The sequence below is a fragment of the Actinomyces bowdenii genome, assembly GCF_017592395.1.
In the GTDB taxonomy this organism is placed as follows: domain Bacteria; phylum Actinomycetota; class Actinomycetes; order Actinomycetales; family Actinomycetaceae; genus Actinomyces; species Actinomyces bowdenii.
The window spans coordinates 48,680-64,577 of record NZ_JAGFOU010000009.1; the positions used below are offsets into that span (position 1 = coordinate 48,680).

Consider the following 15,898-nt stretch of genomic DNA (forward strand, 5'->3'; position numbering starts at 1 on the left):
CAGCCCCCTCAGGCCCTGCGCTGCGCGCGCTTGGCGATGCGCAGGTCGGCCGCCGCCACCGCAGCCGCCAGGGCGATGATGAGGATCTCCACGGCCAGGCCCACCTGGGTGGCCGCCCCCCAGCCCCAGCGCTCGGCGACGGCGAAGGCCAGGCCGGTGATCATCGCGATGCCGATGGAGGTGCCGATCCGCTGACCCGTCTGCATGACGCCTCCGGCGGCTCCAGCATGCTCCACGGGCACATCCGCCAGGGACAGCGTCTGGTTGGGGGTGACCACCAGCCCCTGGCCGATGCCCAGGATGCCCAGGGTCACCGCCATCCACCAGGGGCTCCACCCGGCACCGGCCTGGAGGCGGACCGCCCCGATCGAGGCGGCCATCCCCATGATGGCCAGGGCCATGCCCCACATGACCATGGCCCGGCCCGCCCGGGTCGCCCTCCGGCCGGCGGCCGCGGAGGAGGCCCCGCTGGCCAGCGCTGCGGGCACGGAGATGAGCCCGCTGGCCAGCGCACTGAGGCCCAGGCCGCTCTGCACGTACTGGACGATGATGAGCCACACCGCGGTGTACCCCATGAAGTAGATGGAGATCGCCAGGCTGCCGAAGGCGAAGGAGGGGATGCGGAACAGCTCCAGGTCCACCATGGGGGACCTGCCGCGCCCGGCGTAGCGCCGCTCCCATGCCACCCAGGCCAGGATGACCAGGAGGCCCACGACGAGGATCGACCAGATCCACCCGCCGTGTCCGGCGGCCGTGAAGGGCGCCATGATGAGGACGGTGCCCATCGTGAGCAGGAGCATGCCCACCGGGTCGAGATCGGGACGGGCGCGTCGGGAGGGGCCCTGGGCGGACCGGGGCGCCGCGCTCCCCCGGCGGCCTCCGCCCGCGGCATCGACGGCGGTGGGGCCGGCGCCGGCCGAACCGCCCCGCCCCGCCCGGCTCCAGGCGCTGGCGGGTAGGGCGCGCCAGGCCGCCCAGGCGCCCGCCAGGGCGAAGGGAACGTTGATGAGGAAGGAGGACCGCCAGCCCCACTGCGGGCCGAGCCAGCCGATGAGCACCCCGGCCAGGATCGGCCCGAGCGCCACCGAGATGCCGATGATGCCGCCGAGCAGCCCGAAGGCCCGCCCTCGCAGTTCCCCGGCGAAGTACTGCTGGATCATGCCGGTGACCTGCGGGTTGAACAGGCCCGCGCCGATGCCTGTGAGCAGGCGCGCCAGGTTGAGGGTGATGATGTCGGGGGCCAGTCCCGAGGCCAGCGAGCCCACTCCGAAGACGAGCAGCCCGATGATGAACAGCCGGCCGCGCCCCAGCACGTCGCCGGCCCGGCCCGCGGGCACCAGGAGCACCCCGAAGACCAGGGCGTATCCGGAGACCAGCAGCTGCAGCCCGCCGCTGCCGGTGCCCAGGCCGCTGCCGATGGCGGGCAGGACGACGTTGATGCTGGAGACCGCCAGCAGCGAGACGAAGGCCGGGATGAGGACGATGGCCAGGAGGCTGCGCTGCCCGGGGGTCATGGCGGGGCGGCCGGATGAGCGGTCCGCGGGGGCCGCCGGGCCGGTGGGCTCGGAGGAGTCGGAGGAGTCGGAGGAGTCGGAGGAGTCGGAGGAGTCTGGCAGTGCGGGCACCGGGCGAGGCTATTCCTCCGGGCCCTCGGTCGTACAGCGCCGGGGCCCTGCGCGGATCATGACTCGGGGCACTGCTCGGCGGGCGCCTGCGCGGGCCCCCCGGGGGCCGACCAGCGCCCGCGGCGCCGGTCGATGACCAGGCCGATCCCCAGGGCGAGCAGGGCCGGCAGGATCCATCCGGTCGAGGCGCTCCAGGCCCCGGTGCGCGCCAGGGCCTGGCCGGGGGCGGACCAGCCGAGCTCCTCCAGGGCGGAGACGGCCCCCAGCACTCCGGCCACGGCGACCGGCCAGGTGTAGGCGGCCCGCAGGCGCCCGGGGATGAGGGCGTCCAGGAGCGTGACCACCACCAGGCTGATCGTCATCGGGTAGAGCAGGAGCGTCAGGGGCGAGACGATGGTCAGGATCGCGCCGAGCCCGAGGTTGGCCAGCGCCGTCGCCAGGGCGGCGGCGCCCAGGAGCTGGCGGTTGAAGGGCACCGCGGGCCAGGCGGCGTAGGCGTATCCCGCCCAGGCGGCCAGGAGGCCCACCACCGTGGTCAGGCAGGCCAGGATGACGATGGCGGCGAAGATGACGACGCCGAGGGCCCCCAGCGCCTGGGCGGCTGCGGTCCGCAGGAGGGCGGCGCCGTCGTCGGCGGGCCCGGGGGTGCGGGCGCCCACGAGGGCCAGGCCGATGTAGACGCAGGCCAGGAGGGCAGCGGCGATGAGGCCCGCCGCTGAGGTGGCCCTCAGGATCTGGCGGGGCCGCCTCAGGCCCCGCTGGCGCAGGGAGGTGATGACGACGATGCCGAAGACGGTGGCGGCCAGCACATCCATGGTCAGGTAGCCCTGGGTCAGGCCGGTGCCCAGGGGCGCCTGGGCGTAGGGGCCCTCGGCGGGCCGGGGTGTCCCGGGGGCGGTGAGCAGTATCGTCCCGCACAGGAGGGCCAGCAGGGCCAGGAGCGCGGGCGTCAGCCACCGGCCGATGGAGTTGGTCATCGTCGTGGGCCGCATGGCGATGAGGAGGGCCAGGCCGAGGAAGACGACGATGTGGAGGGCCAGGGCCCAGCCCCCGGGCCTGAGTCCCGCCAGCTCCAGGACCGGGCGGGTGGCCAGCTCGTAGGCGACGGTGACCACGCGGGGCACGGCGTAGAGCGGGCCGATCGACAGGTAGACGGCCAGGGGCATGAGCACCCCGAAGCGCGGCCCCACCCGGCGGGCCAGCCCCAGGATGCCCTCCCCGGAGGTGGACACTGCCATGATCGCCACCAGTGGCATGAGCACGCCGGTGGTCAGGAAGCCCACCAGCACGGCCGGCAGCCCGCTGCCCGCCGAGGCCCCCAGGACCGGGGGGAAGATGAGGTTGCCGGCGCCGAAGAAGAGGGCGAAGAGCATGAGACCGGTGGTCACGGTGCTCAGGGCGCCCGCAGCGCTCCGGGGCTGCGAGGACGGCGCTGTCCTGTCGATGGATGGGTGGCTCACGGTGTCTTCTCTTGGCTCGTGCCGGGACATTCGGGTCGCGGCAAGCGGGTCATGGGTCGATGGCTCGGGGCTCAGGGCAGGCGGACACGGGCGGTCAATCGCGCCGGCCCGGTGAGCAGCACGCTGGCATCGGGGGCCAGGGGGTCGGCTCCCACGTGCACGCCCAGCTCTCCGCCGGGCACGAGCAGCCGGTAGTCCTGGGGGGCGGGCCCCGCCTCCTCCCCGCTCCAGATGCTCAGGGCCACGGCAGCGGCGCAGCATCCCGTCCCGCAGGAGCCGGTCTCCCCCACGCCCCGCTCCAGGATGCGCAGGCGCGCCACGCCGACGCTGCGGCCCGTCCGCGGGTCGGCCTCCTCGCCCAGGGGGACGACCAGCTCCAGGTTGGTGCCGGCCTCGGGGCGGGGGTCGTAGCGCACCGGCTCGTCGGAGCCGCGCAGGCCCGCGAAGTCGGCGGCCTCCAGCTCCTCCTCGTCGGCCAGGGCGACGACGGTGTGCGGGTTGGGCATGCGGACGCTCAGGGCCGCCCGGGGCCCTTCCAGCCCGGGGACGACGACGGCGGTGTCCCACCCCTCCTCCTGGGCCCGCTGGGGATGGGCCAGGCGGGCGGGCCCCATGTCCACCGTCCACAGGTCGCCCAGGCGGGTGATGGCACGGGCGCCTCCGCGCGTGCCGATGGTCAGGCTCTGCCCGTCGGGGATGGCGGCCAGGCCCTCGGCGTCCAGGACGTGGGCGAAGAGCCGGGCGGCGTTGCCGCACATCTCGGCCACCGTGCCGTCGGCGTTGTAGTAGTCCATGAACCACTGCGCCTCCGGGACGGCGTCGGCGAAGCCCCGGGCCCCCGGCAGGGCCTCGGTGCGAACGACGCGCACGAGGCCGTCGGCGCCCACTCCTGCGCGCCGGTCGCAGATCGCGGCGATGTCGTCGGCGCTGAGCGCCACCCGGCAGTCGGGGTCGATGAGCAGGAGGAAGTCGTTGAGGGTGGCGTGGCCCTTGAGGAGCTCACGCCCCTGGAGGCCCATGGCGCTGCCCTGGCTGGGGCCTGAGGTGTCCGGCATGGGCCCCAGCCTAAGGGACGGCCGGCCGTCCCCGGCCATCGCCGTCGTGCCCGGGCCGGCTGGGCCCGCCCCGGATGGGGCCTGCGGGCCTCATCCGGCCCGCGCCTCTCAGAGGCGCTGGGCCAGGAGGGGGTTCAGCAGGCGCATGGCGGCCTCCAGCGCCCGGCGTCCCGCAGCCCGCGACGGCGGGGCGCCGGCACTGTCGGCGGCGCTGTCGGCGGCACTGTCGGCGGCGAGGTCGATCCAGTGCACGCGCGGGTCGCGGCGGAACCACTTGATCTGGCGGGAGGCCAGGGTGCGCGTGGCCTGGGCGGTGCGGATGATGGCCTCCTCGCGGTCGATGAGGCCGTCGAGCAGGTCCAGCGCCTGGCTGTAGCCGATGGCCCGGGGGGCGGTGCTGCCCCGCCGCAGCCCCCGGCCCACCAGGTGCTCGACCTCCTGGAGGAGCCCGGCCTCGAACATGGCCCGGGCTCGGGCGTCGATGCGGGTGTTGAGGGCCTGGCGCTCGGGGCGCAGGGCCAGGTGGAGCGTGGGGGCGGCGTCCCGGTGGCCGGGCAGGCTGGCCGAGAAGGGCCGCCCGGTGATCTCGATGACCTCCAGGGCCCGCACGATGCGGCGGGTGTCGCCCGCCTCGATGCGCTGGGCCGCCAGGGGGTCGCGGCGGGCCAGCTCGCGCCGCAGCGCCGCCGGCCCCTGGGTGCGGGAGCGCTCCTCCAGCGCCGCGCGCACCTGGGGGTCGGTGCCGGGGAAGTCGATGTCGTCGGTCAGGGCCCGCACGTAGAGCCCGGAGCCGCCCACGATGATCGGCAGGTGGCCGCGGGCCTCGACAGCGGCCAGGTCCTGACGGGCGTGGCGCTGGTAGGAGGCGGCATTGGCCTCCTCATGGACCTCCAGCACGTCGATCTGGTGATGGGGCACGCCCCGGCGCTGGCCGACGGGCACCTTGGCGGTGCCGATGTCCATGCCCCGGTAGAGCTGGGAGGCGTCGGCGTTGATGATCTCGGCGCCGCGGCCGGCCGCGCCCAGGCGCTCGGCCAGGTCCAGGGCCAGGTCGGACTTGCCGGTGGCGGTGGACCCCACCACGGCGATGCGCAGGCCCACTCAGATCTCCGGCAGCAGCGGGCCGACGGCGCTGAGGGCCTGGGTGCAGGCCGACAGGGCGGTGTTGAGGTGGAGGCGCAGCTGGGAGTTGGTGATGCCCGAGCTCATGTCCATCATGTAGGTGGCCCGCACCCGCGGCCCCACGGGGCTGTCCAGGATGCCCACGGTGGGGAAGAACTTGTCGCGGTTCCAGTCATTGGCGCTGGCGGCGATCTCGTCGCGCTGGGAGACCGGGGCCGGCTCCTGCCAGTCGCCTGAGACCAGGAGCCAGCCGTCGTGACCCTGGGGGATCTCGATGACGAAGGGGAAGTCGTCCCAGGTGCCCAGCAGGCAGGCGTGCCCGTCCTCGTCGTGGCGGCGCACGGAGTAGCCCATGGTGCCGGTGATGGTGCGCTCGACGCGATCGAGGTCGAGGTCGCCGATCGCCTCGGGCCCGCCGAGGACCCGGCCGGTCCCCGAGGCCCCCTGCGCTCCGAGGATGCCGGCGCTCCTGGCGGAGCGCGCCGGGGCCGCCGGGGCCGTGGAGCGCGATGAGGCGGCGGAGGGCGCGGGCTGCGCGCCCCTGGCCCGGCCGGCTCCGGCGGCCTGCGCGCCGGTGGCGTCCGCGCTGCCGTTCCCGGCCCTCTGGGGGCCAGGTGGGGAGGAGGCCCGCTCAGGGGCGGAGGCGGTACCGGGCCCCATGGGATCGGCCGAAGCCTGCGGGGCGCCGCGCCTGCGGGGGTGGGGGCCCGGGCCGCGCCCGGCGGGGGCCTTGGATCCCCGGCCCCTCGGGCCGGCCTGGGGGCCCGCGGCACCCGCCGGTGGGCACGGGTCGGGGTCCTGCGGGGGCAGGGCACGCTGGTCCCAGCCCTTGCCCAGGAGCCTGAGGATGAAGTCGGTGAGGCGGTTCTTGCGTCGTGCCATCAGGGCTCCAGGCTACCGCGCAGCGGGTCGGGGAACTGGTCCTCGGCCTGCCTCATGAGGGCGATGATGAGCCGGCACCCGGTGAAGATGAAGTCGGAGAGCTGCTGGTCGGTCATGCCCGCCCCCAGGGGGTAGGTCACCTCGCCGTGGAGGCGCACGACGCCGTTGTCGGAGATGGTCAGGTAGGCCTTGGGGCCGATGCGCGTGATGTTCCAGTCCTCCACCAGGTCGCGCAGGGCGGCGAGGGACTCGGTCTCGGCGATGCGGTGCCACACGCCGCGCAGCTGGACGGCTCGCGTGTCCTGGAAGACGACGTGGACGGTCACCAGCCTCCAGGGGATGCCCACGTCCCCCTCGTCGTCGACGAAGTACCTCAGCCCGAGCTCCTGGACGCAGGCCCGCACCCGCTCGGCGTCAACCGGTGAGGGCGCCGCGGGCACGGGGGCATCGGATCCGGACATGGCGTCCAGGGTAGGCGGTCAGGGCATCGGCCCGACGGCGCCTCCCGGGGCGCTCCACCATGAGCGCAATGCCCTCCCGCCTGCGCCCCGGTCTGCGCCCCTGCGGGCCCGTGGGCTCCGGTGCGCCTCCGCCGCGGGACGCAGTGGGACGCAGTGGGACACAGCGGGAATAGCAGCGGTGGGGACTCGGTTGACACAGGCGACCCACCCATAGGAGGGATGGGCATGAACACTCTAGATCCATAGGGGATATCATGAAGTTTGCACGTCAGCACCGCCGCCCCCTGCTGATCCTGGGGGCCCTGGGCCTGGTCGTCCTGGCCGCCGGCCTAGCGGTGTTCAAGCCATGGCTGCTGCTGGTCGACGTCGAGGTCGACGACGAGGTGCCCGTGGTCGCTGCGGCTGCGCCCAGTGCCCCGGGTGGCGAGGACGGCGCCGCTGACCCCGCTGCCGCCCAGCAGGACCCCGGCGCGGCGGTGGTGGTCTCCAGCGGGACGTTCATCTCCCACGAGCACGAGACCAGCGGCACGGCCAGCATCGTGCGCCATCCCGATGGCTCCCACCAGCTGGTCCTGGAGGACCTGGAGACCTCCAACGGCCCCGATGTGCGCGTGTGGCTGAGCGCCGGCCCGGTGGTCGAGGGCAGGGACGGCTGGTTCACCGCGGGCCAGCACGAGCACCTCGATGTCGCCGCCATCAAGGGCAACCGCGGCAACCAGGTCTACGACCTGCCCGAGGGCTTCGACCCGTCCTCGTGGCCGACCGTGGACCTGTGGTGCGAGGACTTCAGCGTCTCCTTCGGCGCCGCCGCTCTGGAGCAGCCCTGATCCGGCCCCTGCGGGCCACCAGTCCCGACCGTGCCGCGGTCCCCGGGCCCATCGCCCGGGGACCGCGGCACTTCCCGTCTCTCGTCCCGTCTCGTCCCAGTCTCGATCACAGTCCCGTCCTCAGCCGGGCTCCTTCTCCCACATCCCGTTGAGCGCCTCGGAGAAGGTCCAGCGGTTGAGCAGGTGCTCGAATCGCTCACCGTCGATGTAGACCACGGGGCCGCCGCCCTCGGTGAGCCCCTCGACCTCCAGGGCGTCCTTGAGCACCTTGGGCTCATCGATCCCGGAGTCGATGCGCTCCCACAGGGCGTGGGGATCCAGGCCGGCCTCCTGGGCGGCCCGGGTGATGGTCCTCGGGGTCACCTGCCCGCACAGCCTGGCCAGGGCGTCGTGGAAGGGCCACAGGCGGGACTTGTCCTGGTGCCTGGCGGCCTCCAGGGCCAGCGCGGCCAGCAGGCTCTCGGGTCCGGAGAGCTTGTGGCGCAGGACCAGGCGCACCTGGCCGGCGTCGCGCAGGTGGGCGATGCCGTGGAGGGCCTCCATGAGGCGCCAGCGGTCCTCGTCGCTCATGTCGGCGTAGTTGATGAGCGTGTGGGGGGCGCGGGGATCCCCCGTGGTCAGGTCCACGCCCTCATCGACGCCGCGGCGCAGCCGCTGGCCCGGTGACGGCGGCAGGGGGCTGAGGTAGTCCGAGATCCGGAAGATGAGCGCGGCCAGGGCCAGGGCGGCGGCCGAGGCGCACAGCACGCCGATGCGGGCCTGATCGCGCACCGCCTCCTCGTCCAGGGCGATGCCGGCCACCAGGAGGGAGATGGTGAAGCCCATCCCCGACAGGGCCCCGATGCCCATGATGCGCGGCAGGTCCAGGCCGGGCAGGCGCGATGAGGGCACCATGTGCAGCACCAGGGCCGCACCGAGGGTGACCCCCACGAGCTTGCCCAGCACCAGGCCGATGATGACCGCCCAGGTGATGCGCGAGGCGAAAGCGGCGTCCAGGGACTGCGCACTCAGTGTGACCCCGGCATTGGCCAGGGCGAACAGGGGCACGACGACGTAGTTGACGTAGGGCAGCAGCAGGAAGGACATCCGCTGGTTCATGGGCATGGAGTAGGCCAGCGCCTCGCGCAGCAGCGCGGCGGTGCCCGGGGCCGGGGACTGCCGGTAGAGCCGGGCGAGCTCACCGGCGCCGTTGACGTCCTCACTGCGCACGGAGTAGACCGGCAGGAGCATGGCGATGAGGACGCCCGCCAGGGTCGGGTGCACCCCGGAGCGGTGGAGGGCGTACCAGATGACCCCGGCCAGGACCAGGTAGAGGGGCGCGCGCCATGCGCCGCAGCGGGCCAGGGCCCACACGCCCGCCAGGCCGAGGGCCGCCACTGCCAGGGCGATCAGGTCGAGGGAGGCGGTGTAGAACAGCGCGATGACCACCAGGGCGCCGATGTCGTCGATGACGGCGAAGGCCAGGAGGAACAGGCGCAGGCGCGGGGCCCGCTTGGGGCCGATGAGCGCCAGCATGCCCAGGGCGAAGGCCGTGTCGGTGGAGATCACCGATCCCCAGGCGCCCAGACCGGGTGTGCCCATGGCGATGATGAGGTAGATGAAGGCGGGCACCACCAGGCCCCCCACGGCGGCCGCCGCGGGCAGCAGGGCGCGCCCCGGCAGGCGCATCTCCCCCAGGGTCAAGTCCCTTCTGACATCGAGGCCCACGAGGAAGAAGAAGACGGTCATCAGCCCCTCGTTGACCCACTCGTGGGCGGTGAGGTCCACGCCCAGGGGGCCGACGCTCAGGGACAGGCGCGTGCCCCAGAAGGCGTGATAGCTCTCACCGGCATTGGCCCACACCAGGGCCGCGAGCGTGGCCAGGGCCAGCGCCGCGGCGGCGTGGGTCTCGCTGGTGAGGACGTCCCGCCAGCGGCGGCGACGACGCAGATAGGCGTCAACGGACTCGGCGAGGCTTGCGGAGCCGGACCGTGCAGCAGAGTTCACCTGCGCTCCTTCCTGGCGGACGGCCTGCGGCGTCTGGCAGCGCACCCACCAGCCGCGGCCCGGGACGAGTAGCCATGATGGTAGGCGCTCCGGGACCCCTCATGTGGCCGCTCCAGCGCCTGAGCAGGCCCGATCCGCGTGCCCCGCAGCACGCGGCAGTGGTGGCGCTCACCGCCGACGGCGGGCCCGGCCGGCTCAGCGGCCCCGGCCCGCCGGGGCGCCCACGCGGATGGCCGGCATGCCGATGGCCACCGGCGCGGTGTCGGGCTCCGGGGTGGAGCAGGCCTCGGCCTGCCGGCGCTGCCAGGCCTCCCCGGCCCGGGTGCGGCGCACCTGGAACAGGGCCGGGCCGTCGTCGAGCCACAGGCGGTCCCCGGGTGATCCCGCGGTGCCGGCGGCGCCCACGGGTCCCCCGGCGCCGCACAGGGCCGAGTCGGCGATGAGGTGGTGGGGGGCGCCGTGGGTCACGCGCACGCTGACCATGTCGCCCGGGCGGGGGGCGCCCCCGGCGTGGTCCCGGGGGTCCAGCCCCGGGGGCAGGGCCAGGTGCACCAGGCGGTTGTCCTCGGCTCGCCCCGAGATCCGGCAGGTCGTGGCATCGCGGCGCCCCTCCCCCTCGGCCACGAGCACCTCGACGACGCGCCCCTCCTGGGCCGCGTTCTCCTCGTGGGTGATCCGGCGCACGAGCTCGTCCAGGCGGCGGTAGCGCTCCTTGACGACCTCCAGCGGCACCTGGTCCTGGCGATCCGCCGCGGGCGTCCCCGGGCGCGGGGAGTACTCGAAGGTGAAGGCCGAGGCGAAGCGGGCCTGCTCGACCACCCGCAGGGTGTCCTCGAAGTCCTCCTCGCTCTCCCCGGGGAAGCCGACGATGATGTCGGTGGTGATGGCCGCGTGGGGCAGGCGGGCGCGCACCCGCTCCAGGATCCCCAGGAAGCGCTCGGAGCGGTAGGAGCGGCGCATGGCCCGCAGGACGGCGTCGGAGCCGGACTGCAGGGGCATGTGGAGGCTGGGCATGACCGCGGGGGTGGTGGCCATGGCCTCGATGACGTCGTCGGTGAAGGCCGCCGGGTGGGGGCTGGTGAAGCGCACCCGCTCGATGCCCTCCACGGCGCCGGCGGCCCGCAGGAGCTTGGCGAAGGCGCCGCGGTCCCCGAAGCCCACGCCGTAGGAGTTGACGTTCTGCCCCAGGAGGGTGACCTCGATGGCGCCCTGGGCGGCCACCGCCTCGATCTCGGCCAGGACCTCGCCGGGGCGCCGGTCGCGCTGGCGGCCCCTCAGGGAGGGCACGATGCAGAAGGTGCAGGTGTTGTTGCAGCCCACGGCCACCGAGACCCAGGCGGCGTAGGCGGACTCGCGGCGGGTGGGCAGGGTGGAGGGGAAGACCTTGAGGGACTCCTCCAGCTCGACGGCGGCCTCGGCGTTGTGGCGGGCCCGCTCCAGCAGGGCGGGGAGCACATCGAGGTTGTGGGTGCCGAAGACCACGTCCACCCAGGGGGCGCGCTCGACGATCCCCTGCCCCATCTGCTGGGCCAGGCAGCCGGCCACGGCGATCTGCATGCCGGGGCGCTCGCGCTTGACCGCGGCGAGCTGGCCCAGGTTGCCGAACAGGCGGTTGGCGGCGTTCTCGCGCACCGAGCAGGTGTTGAGGATGACGACGTCGGCTCCCCCGTCGCCGGCGCGGGTGGCCCGGGCGGCGGCCTCGGGCACCTCCTCGGCGCGCCGGTATCCGGCGGCCTCCAGAAGGCCGGCCATGCGCTCGGAGTCGTGGACATTCATCTGGCAGCCCAGGGTGCGCACGTGGTAGGTGCGGGCGGGCCCGCCCGGGCCGCCGGCGGCACGGGCGTCGAGGAGGGGCGCGCTGGCAGCGCCGGGGGCCTGCGGGGCCGGTGGGGCTGCGGAGGGGGTGATCGTCATCGCGCGCGATTCTAGGGCCGCGGGCACGATCAGCCCAGCGGGCCGCCCCACTCGTGACCGGAGGCACGGGCTGCCCGGGACGGCGGGTCCAGCCCCAGGAGCGCCCGCCGTCCCGGCAGCCACGCTCCCCCACGTGATCCCCGGGCCGGCGGATCTGCGTTTATGATGACAGGCGTCTCATGACCCCGGAGGTTCTCATGGCCCATCGACGTGCCGATCGGGGCGCCACCGCCCCGGCCCCCTTCGTCTCCCGCCACCTGGGCACGGCGGGCCCGGAGATGGCCGCGATCCTCCAGCGCCTCGGCATCCAGGACCGCCCTGGGCGGGCTGAGGCGGCGGACGCGGGGAGGGCCGGCGGGGCGGGCTCCGAGGCCGGCCTGGAGGCCCTGGCCGCGGCCGTCATCCCCGCGGGCCTGGCGGTGCTGGATCCCCCCGGGCGCGCCCACCCGGCCAATGCGGGCAGCGGCGGCCTGAGCGAGCCGGAGGCCGTCCAGGCCCTGCGCGGGCTGGCCGCCCTCAACGACCCCCACATCGAGATGATCGGCCAGGGCTACCACCCCTGCCACACCCCCGCCGTCATCGCCCGCGACATCCTGGGCAACCCGGCCTGGACCACCGCCTACACGCCCTACCAGGCGGAGATCTCCCAGGGGCGCCTGGAGGCCCAGCTGCTCTTCCAGACCGTCATCAGCGAACTGACCGCCCTGCCGGTGGCCTGCGCCTCCCTGCTCGATGAGGCCACGGCCGTGGCCGAGGCGGCCATGCTCATGGCCCGGGCCTCGCGCCGTGCGGAGGGCACCGTGGTGCTCGACGCCGGGCTGCACCCCCAGTGCCTCCAGGTGGCCCGGGCCCGCTGCCGGGCCCTGGGCCTGGACTGCGTGCTCGCCGACGTCGAGCGGATCACCGGCGGCCTGCTGGACTCCCCGGCCGCACCGCCCCTGCTGGGGGCCGTCCTGGCCCACACCACCACGCGCGGAGCGATCCAGGATCTGGCCGCCGCGGTGGAGGCCGTCCACGAGCGCGGCGGCCTGGTGGCCGTCGACGCCGACCCCCTGGCGCTGACGGTGCTCAGCGCCCCCGGGCACATCGGCGCCGATATCGCCGTCGGCTCGGCCCAGCGCCTGGGTGTGCCCCTGCTCTTCGGCGGCCCCCACCCCGGGTACATGGCCGTCAGCCAGCGCCTCCAGCGCCAGCTGCCCGGGCGCATCGTCGGGGTCTCGCGCGACGCCGAGGGCGCCCCGGCCTACCGGCTGGCCCTGCAGACCCGCGAGCAGCACATCCGCCGGGAGAGGGCCACCTCCAATATCTGCACCGCCCAGGCCCTGCTGGCGGTGGTGGCGGCCATGTACGCCGTCCACCACGGCCCCGAGGGCCTGCGGGCCATCGCCCAGCGGGTCCACGCCCGGGCCGCCCAGATCGCCCTGGGGCTGCAGCGCGCCGGGCTGGAGCTGGAGCACGAGGACTTCTTCGACACTCTGAGCATCCGCCTGCCGGGCCGGGCCGCCCGGGTCCTGGAGCGGGCCGCGGCGGGCGGGTACAACCTGCGGCTGCTGGACGCCGACCACCTGGGCCTGTCCACCAATGAGACCACCACCGGGCAGCACGTCGAGGAGCTCCTCGCCCTTCTCACCGGCCAGGACGGCCCGGGAGCGGGGCGGGCGGAGGGCCGGGCGGTGGGAGCGTCCCCCGATGAGGCCGAGGCGGCCGGGGCCCTGCCCCTTCCCGCGGGCCTGGAGCGCCAGGGGGACTGCCTGACCCACCCCTCCTTCCACCTCTACCGCTCCGAGGCCGCCCTGGTGCGCTACCTGCGGCGCCTGGCCGACCGCGACCTGGCCCTGGACCGCACGATGATCCCCCTGGGCTCGTGCACCCTCAAGCTCAATGCCGCCGCGGAGTCCGCGCTGTGGCTGGAGCCGGCCCTGGCGGGCATCCACCCCTGCGCCCCGGCCGACCAGACCCGGGGGTGGAGGCTCCTGCTCGCCCAGCTCTCCGAGCGCCTGGCGGGCCTGGCCGGCTATGACCGGATCAGCCTCCAGCCGGCCTCGGGAGCGCAGGGCGAGCTCACCGGGCTGCTGGCCATCGCCGGCTACCTGGAGTCCATCGGCCAGGGCCGGCGCGACACCTGCCTGGTGCCGGCCTCGGCCCACGGGACCAACGCGGCCTCCGCGGCGGGGGCCGGGATGCGCGTCGTCGTCGTGGCCACGGCCGCCGACGGCTCCATCGACGTCGACGACCTGCGCGCCACGCTGGAGGCCAATGAGGGGCGGGTGGCGGCCATCATGCTCACCTACCCCTCCACCCACGGGGTCTTCGAGCCCCAGGTCTCCCAGGTGGCCCGGATGGTGCACGACGCCGGGGGCCAGGTCTACATCGACGGAGCCAATCTCAACGCCATGTGCGGGCTCCTGCGCCCCGGCGACCTGGGCGGGGACGTCTCCCACCTCAACCTGCACAAGACCTTCGCCATCCCCCACGGCGGCGGCGGCCCCGGGGTGGGGCCGGTGGCGGTCAAGGAGCACCTGGCCCCCTTCCTGCCCGCCGGCCCCCGGGGCAGTGCGCCGGCCGAGCCGGGCGACCCCGACGCCGGGTTCCAGGGAGCGCCCATGGCCGGGGCCCGCTTCGGCTCTGCGGGGGTGATGCCCCTGGCCTGGTCCTACCTGGCCCTCATGGACGACGCCGATCTGCGCCGGGCCTCCCTGAGCGCGATCGCGCATGCCAACTACATCTCCCGGGAGCTTGAGGACTGCTTCCCCACCCTGTACACCGGCCCCGGGGGCTGGGTGGCCCACGAGTGCATCCTGGACCTGCGCGGGCTGACCGCCTCCACCGGGGTGAGCGCCGAGGATGTGGCCAAGCGGCTCATCGACTACGGCATCCACGCCCCGACCCTGGCCTTCCCCGTGGCGGGCACGCTCATGGTCGAGCCCACCGAGTCCGAGCCCAAGGCGGAGATCGACCGCTTCATCGCCGCCATGCGCTCCATCCGCGCCGAGATCGACCAGGTGGGCTCGGGGCAGATGGCCCTGGAGGACTCGGTGCTGCGCCGCAGCCCCCACACCCTGGCCCAGGTGGCGGCCGATGAGTGGGAGCGCCCCTACCCCCGCAGTCAGGCGGCCTTCCCCCTGGAGGGCATGCAGCGCGACAAGTACTTCGCCCCGGTGGCCCGTATCGACAACGCCTACGGGGATCGCAACCTGGCCTGCACCTGCCCGCCGCCCCAGGCCTTCGACGACGGCGCCCACACCTGAGGAGAGAGATGAGCGACCCAGCCCCGATGAGCCCCGAGCCCCGCCGCACGCCCCTGCACTCCGTCCACCGCGAGCTGGAGGCGGTCTTCACCGACTTCGGTGGCTGGGAGATGCCCCTGCGCTACGGCTCGGACCTGGCCGAGCACCGGGCGGTGCGCACCAGCGCGGGCCTGTTCGACCTGTCCCATATGGGCGAGGTCAAGGTCGAGGGCCCGGGCGCCGACCAGGCCCTGGACCACGCCCTGGTGGGCCGCATCTCCGCGGTGGCGGTGGGGCGGGCCCGCTACTCGATGATGGTCACCGACCAGGGCGGCATCATCGACGACCTCATCGTCTACCACGTGGGCGATGAGGAGTTCCTCGTGGTGCCCAATGCCGCCAATCGGGAGCAGGTGGCCGCCGAGCTGGCGGCGCGCTGCGCCGGTTTCGAGGCCGCTGTCTCCGACATCTCCCTGAGCACGGCGCTCCTGGCGGTCCAGGGCCCGCGCGCCGAGGAGGTCCTGCGGGGCGTGGTGGAGTCGGGCGCCGGGATCCCGGCCGCCCTGAGGCCCGAGCCCGGGCAGTCCCAGGATGAGGACTGCGGGGCCGACGTGCTGTGCGGGCCGGGGATCCTGGCGCGCCTGCGCTACTACGCGGCCGTGCGCGCAACGGCCGCCGGGCACTCGATCCTGCTGGCCCGCACCGGGTACACCGGGGAGGACGGCTTCGAGCTGTTCTGCGGGGCGGAGGACGCCGAGGACCTGTGGCGCGTCATCACCGCCAGCGCCCAGGGGCTGGAGGCGTCCCCGACCGGCGGCTCCCAGGACGATGGCGGCCTGCCGGTGCTCACCCCCTGCGGGCTGGCCTCACGCGACTCCCTGCGCCTGGAGGCGGGCATGCCCCTGTACGGACACGAGTTGGAGCGCACCATCACGCCCTTCGATGCCTCCCTGGGCGCCATGGTGGTCCTGGACCGGCCCGGCTTCGTGGGCCGCGCGGCCCTGGAGGAGCGCAAGGAGCGGGAGGGGCAGGAGGGCACCGAGGTGCTCGTGGCCCTGGAGGGCCAGGGGCGGCGGGCCGCCCGGGCCGGGTGCCCGGTGCTGGACGACTCGGGCAGGCGCCTGGGCACGGTCACCTCCGGCCTGCTCTCCCCCACCCTGGGCCGCCCCATCGCCCTGGCCCGCCTGGCGCCGCACTCCCCGAAGGAGCCCGCCTGGCCGGTGGGCACCGAGCTGAGCGTGGAGGTGCGCGGCCGTCTCATGCCCATGAGCGTCGTCGCCGCGCCCTTCTACAGGCGCCCGCGCTGACCGGCCCCGATGGGGCCCGGCCCCGGCCCTCC

Annotated in this window: 11 protein-coding genes; 3 read left to right on the forward strand and 8 right to left on the reverse strand. The window is 74.7% G+C overall.

The genetic code is table 11. The annotated features are described in order from the left end of the window. Positions 1-8: 8 nt before the first annotated feature. The 6 genes from J5X07_RS05565 to J5X07_RS05590 all read right to left on the reverse strand — a co-directional run bounded on the left by J5X07_RS05565 (position 9) and on the right by J5X07_RS05590 (position 6,605). Positions 9-1,625, reverse strand: coding sequence for an MFS transporter (locus J5X07_RS05565; protein ID WP_341769413.1), 1,617 nt, complete (start codon positions 1,623-1,625; stop codon positions 9-11). 56 nt (positions 1,626-1,681) lie between these two features. After that, positions 1,682-3,085, reverse strand: a complete 1,404-nt coding sequence (brnQ, locus tag J5X07_RS05570) for a branched-chain amino acid transport system II carrier protein (RefSeq protein ID WP_341769414.1) — start codon at positions 3,083-3,085, stop codon at positions 1,682-1,684. Positions 3,086-3,156: 71 nt separating this feature from the next. Then, positions 3,157-4,140, reverse strand: coding sequence for a diaminopimelate epimerase (dapF, locus tag J5X07_RS05575; RefSeq protein ID WP_208478933.1), 984 nt, complete (start codon positions 4,138-4,140; stop codon positions 3,157-3,159). Between the two features lie 108 nt (positions 4,141-4,248). After that, positions 4,249-5,235: a tRNA (adenosine(37)-N6)-dimethylallyltransferase MiaA gene (gene miaA / locus J5X07_RS05580; protein WP_208478970.1), complete on the reverse strand. Its 987-nt coding sequence runs from the start codon at positions 5,233-5,235 to the stop codon at positions 4,249-4,251. Between the two features lie 6 nt (positions 5,236-5,241). Further along, positions 5,242-6,144, reverse strand: coding sequence for a type III secretion system chaperone family protein (locus tag J5X07_RS05585; RefSeq protein WP_124933410.1), 903 nt, complete (start codon positions 6,142-6,144; stop codon positions 5,242-5,244). After that, positions 6,144-6,605 carry a YbjN domain-containing protein gene (locus J5X07_RS05590; protein WP_208478934.1) on the reverse strand — a complete coding sequence of 154 codons (462 nt, stop codon included), beginning with the start codon at positions 6,603-6,605 and terminating at the stop codon, positions 6,144-6,146. The genes J5X07_RS05585 and J5X07_RS05590 overlap by 1 nt, the downstream gene beginning before the upstream one ends. 254 nt (positions 6,606-6,859) lie before the next feature. Here J5X07_RS05590 and J5X07_RS05595 point away from each other — a divergent pair, with 254 nt between their 5' ends. Continuing rightward, the gene (locus J5X07_RS05595) at positions 6,860-7,432 is read left to right on the forward strand and encodes a DM13 domain-containing protein (protein WP_185731999.1); all 573 of its coding nucleotides are present in this window, start codon (positions 6,860-6,862) and stop codon (positions 7,430-7,432) included. A 120-nt stretch (positions 7,433-7,552) separates the two neighbouring features. Here J5X07_RS05595 and nhaA read toward each other — a convergent pair whose 3' ends face one another. Next, positions 7,553-9,418, reverse strand: a complete 1,866-nt coding sequence (gene nhaA, locus J5X07_RS05600; protein ID WP_208478935.1) for a Na+/H+ antiporter NhaA — start codon at positions 9,416-9,418, stop codon at positions 7,553-7,555. 195 nt (positions 9,419-9,613) lie between these two features. Next, on the reverse strand, positions 9,614-11,332 hold the full coding sequence (gene miaB / locus J5X07_RS05605) for a tRNA (N6-isopentenyl adenosine(37)-C2)-methylthiotransferase MiaB (protein ID WP_208478936.1): 1,719 nt from the start codon (positions 11,330-11,332) through the stop codon (positions 9,614-9,616). Between the two features lie 179 nt (positions 11,333-11,511). On the opposite strand from miaB, the gene gcvP reads away from it, so the two are divergent. Beyond that, a complete protein-coding gene (gene gcvP, locus J5X07_RS05610) occupies positions 11,512-14,580 on the forward strand; it encodes an aminomethyl-transferring glycine dehydrogenase (RefSeq protein ID WP_243896509.1) in 3,069 nt (1,022 codons plus the stop codon). Between the two features lie 8 nt (positions 14,581-14,588). Continuing rightward, entirely contained in the window at positions 14,589-15,866 is a 1,278-nt protein-coding gene (locus tag J5X07_RS05615) for a glycine cleavage system aminomethyltransferase GcvT (protein WP_124933414.1), read from the forward strand. Positions 15,867-15,898 lie beyond the last annotated feature (32 nt).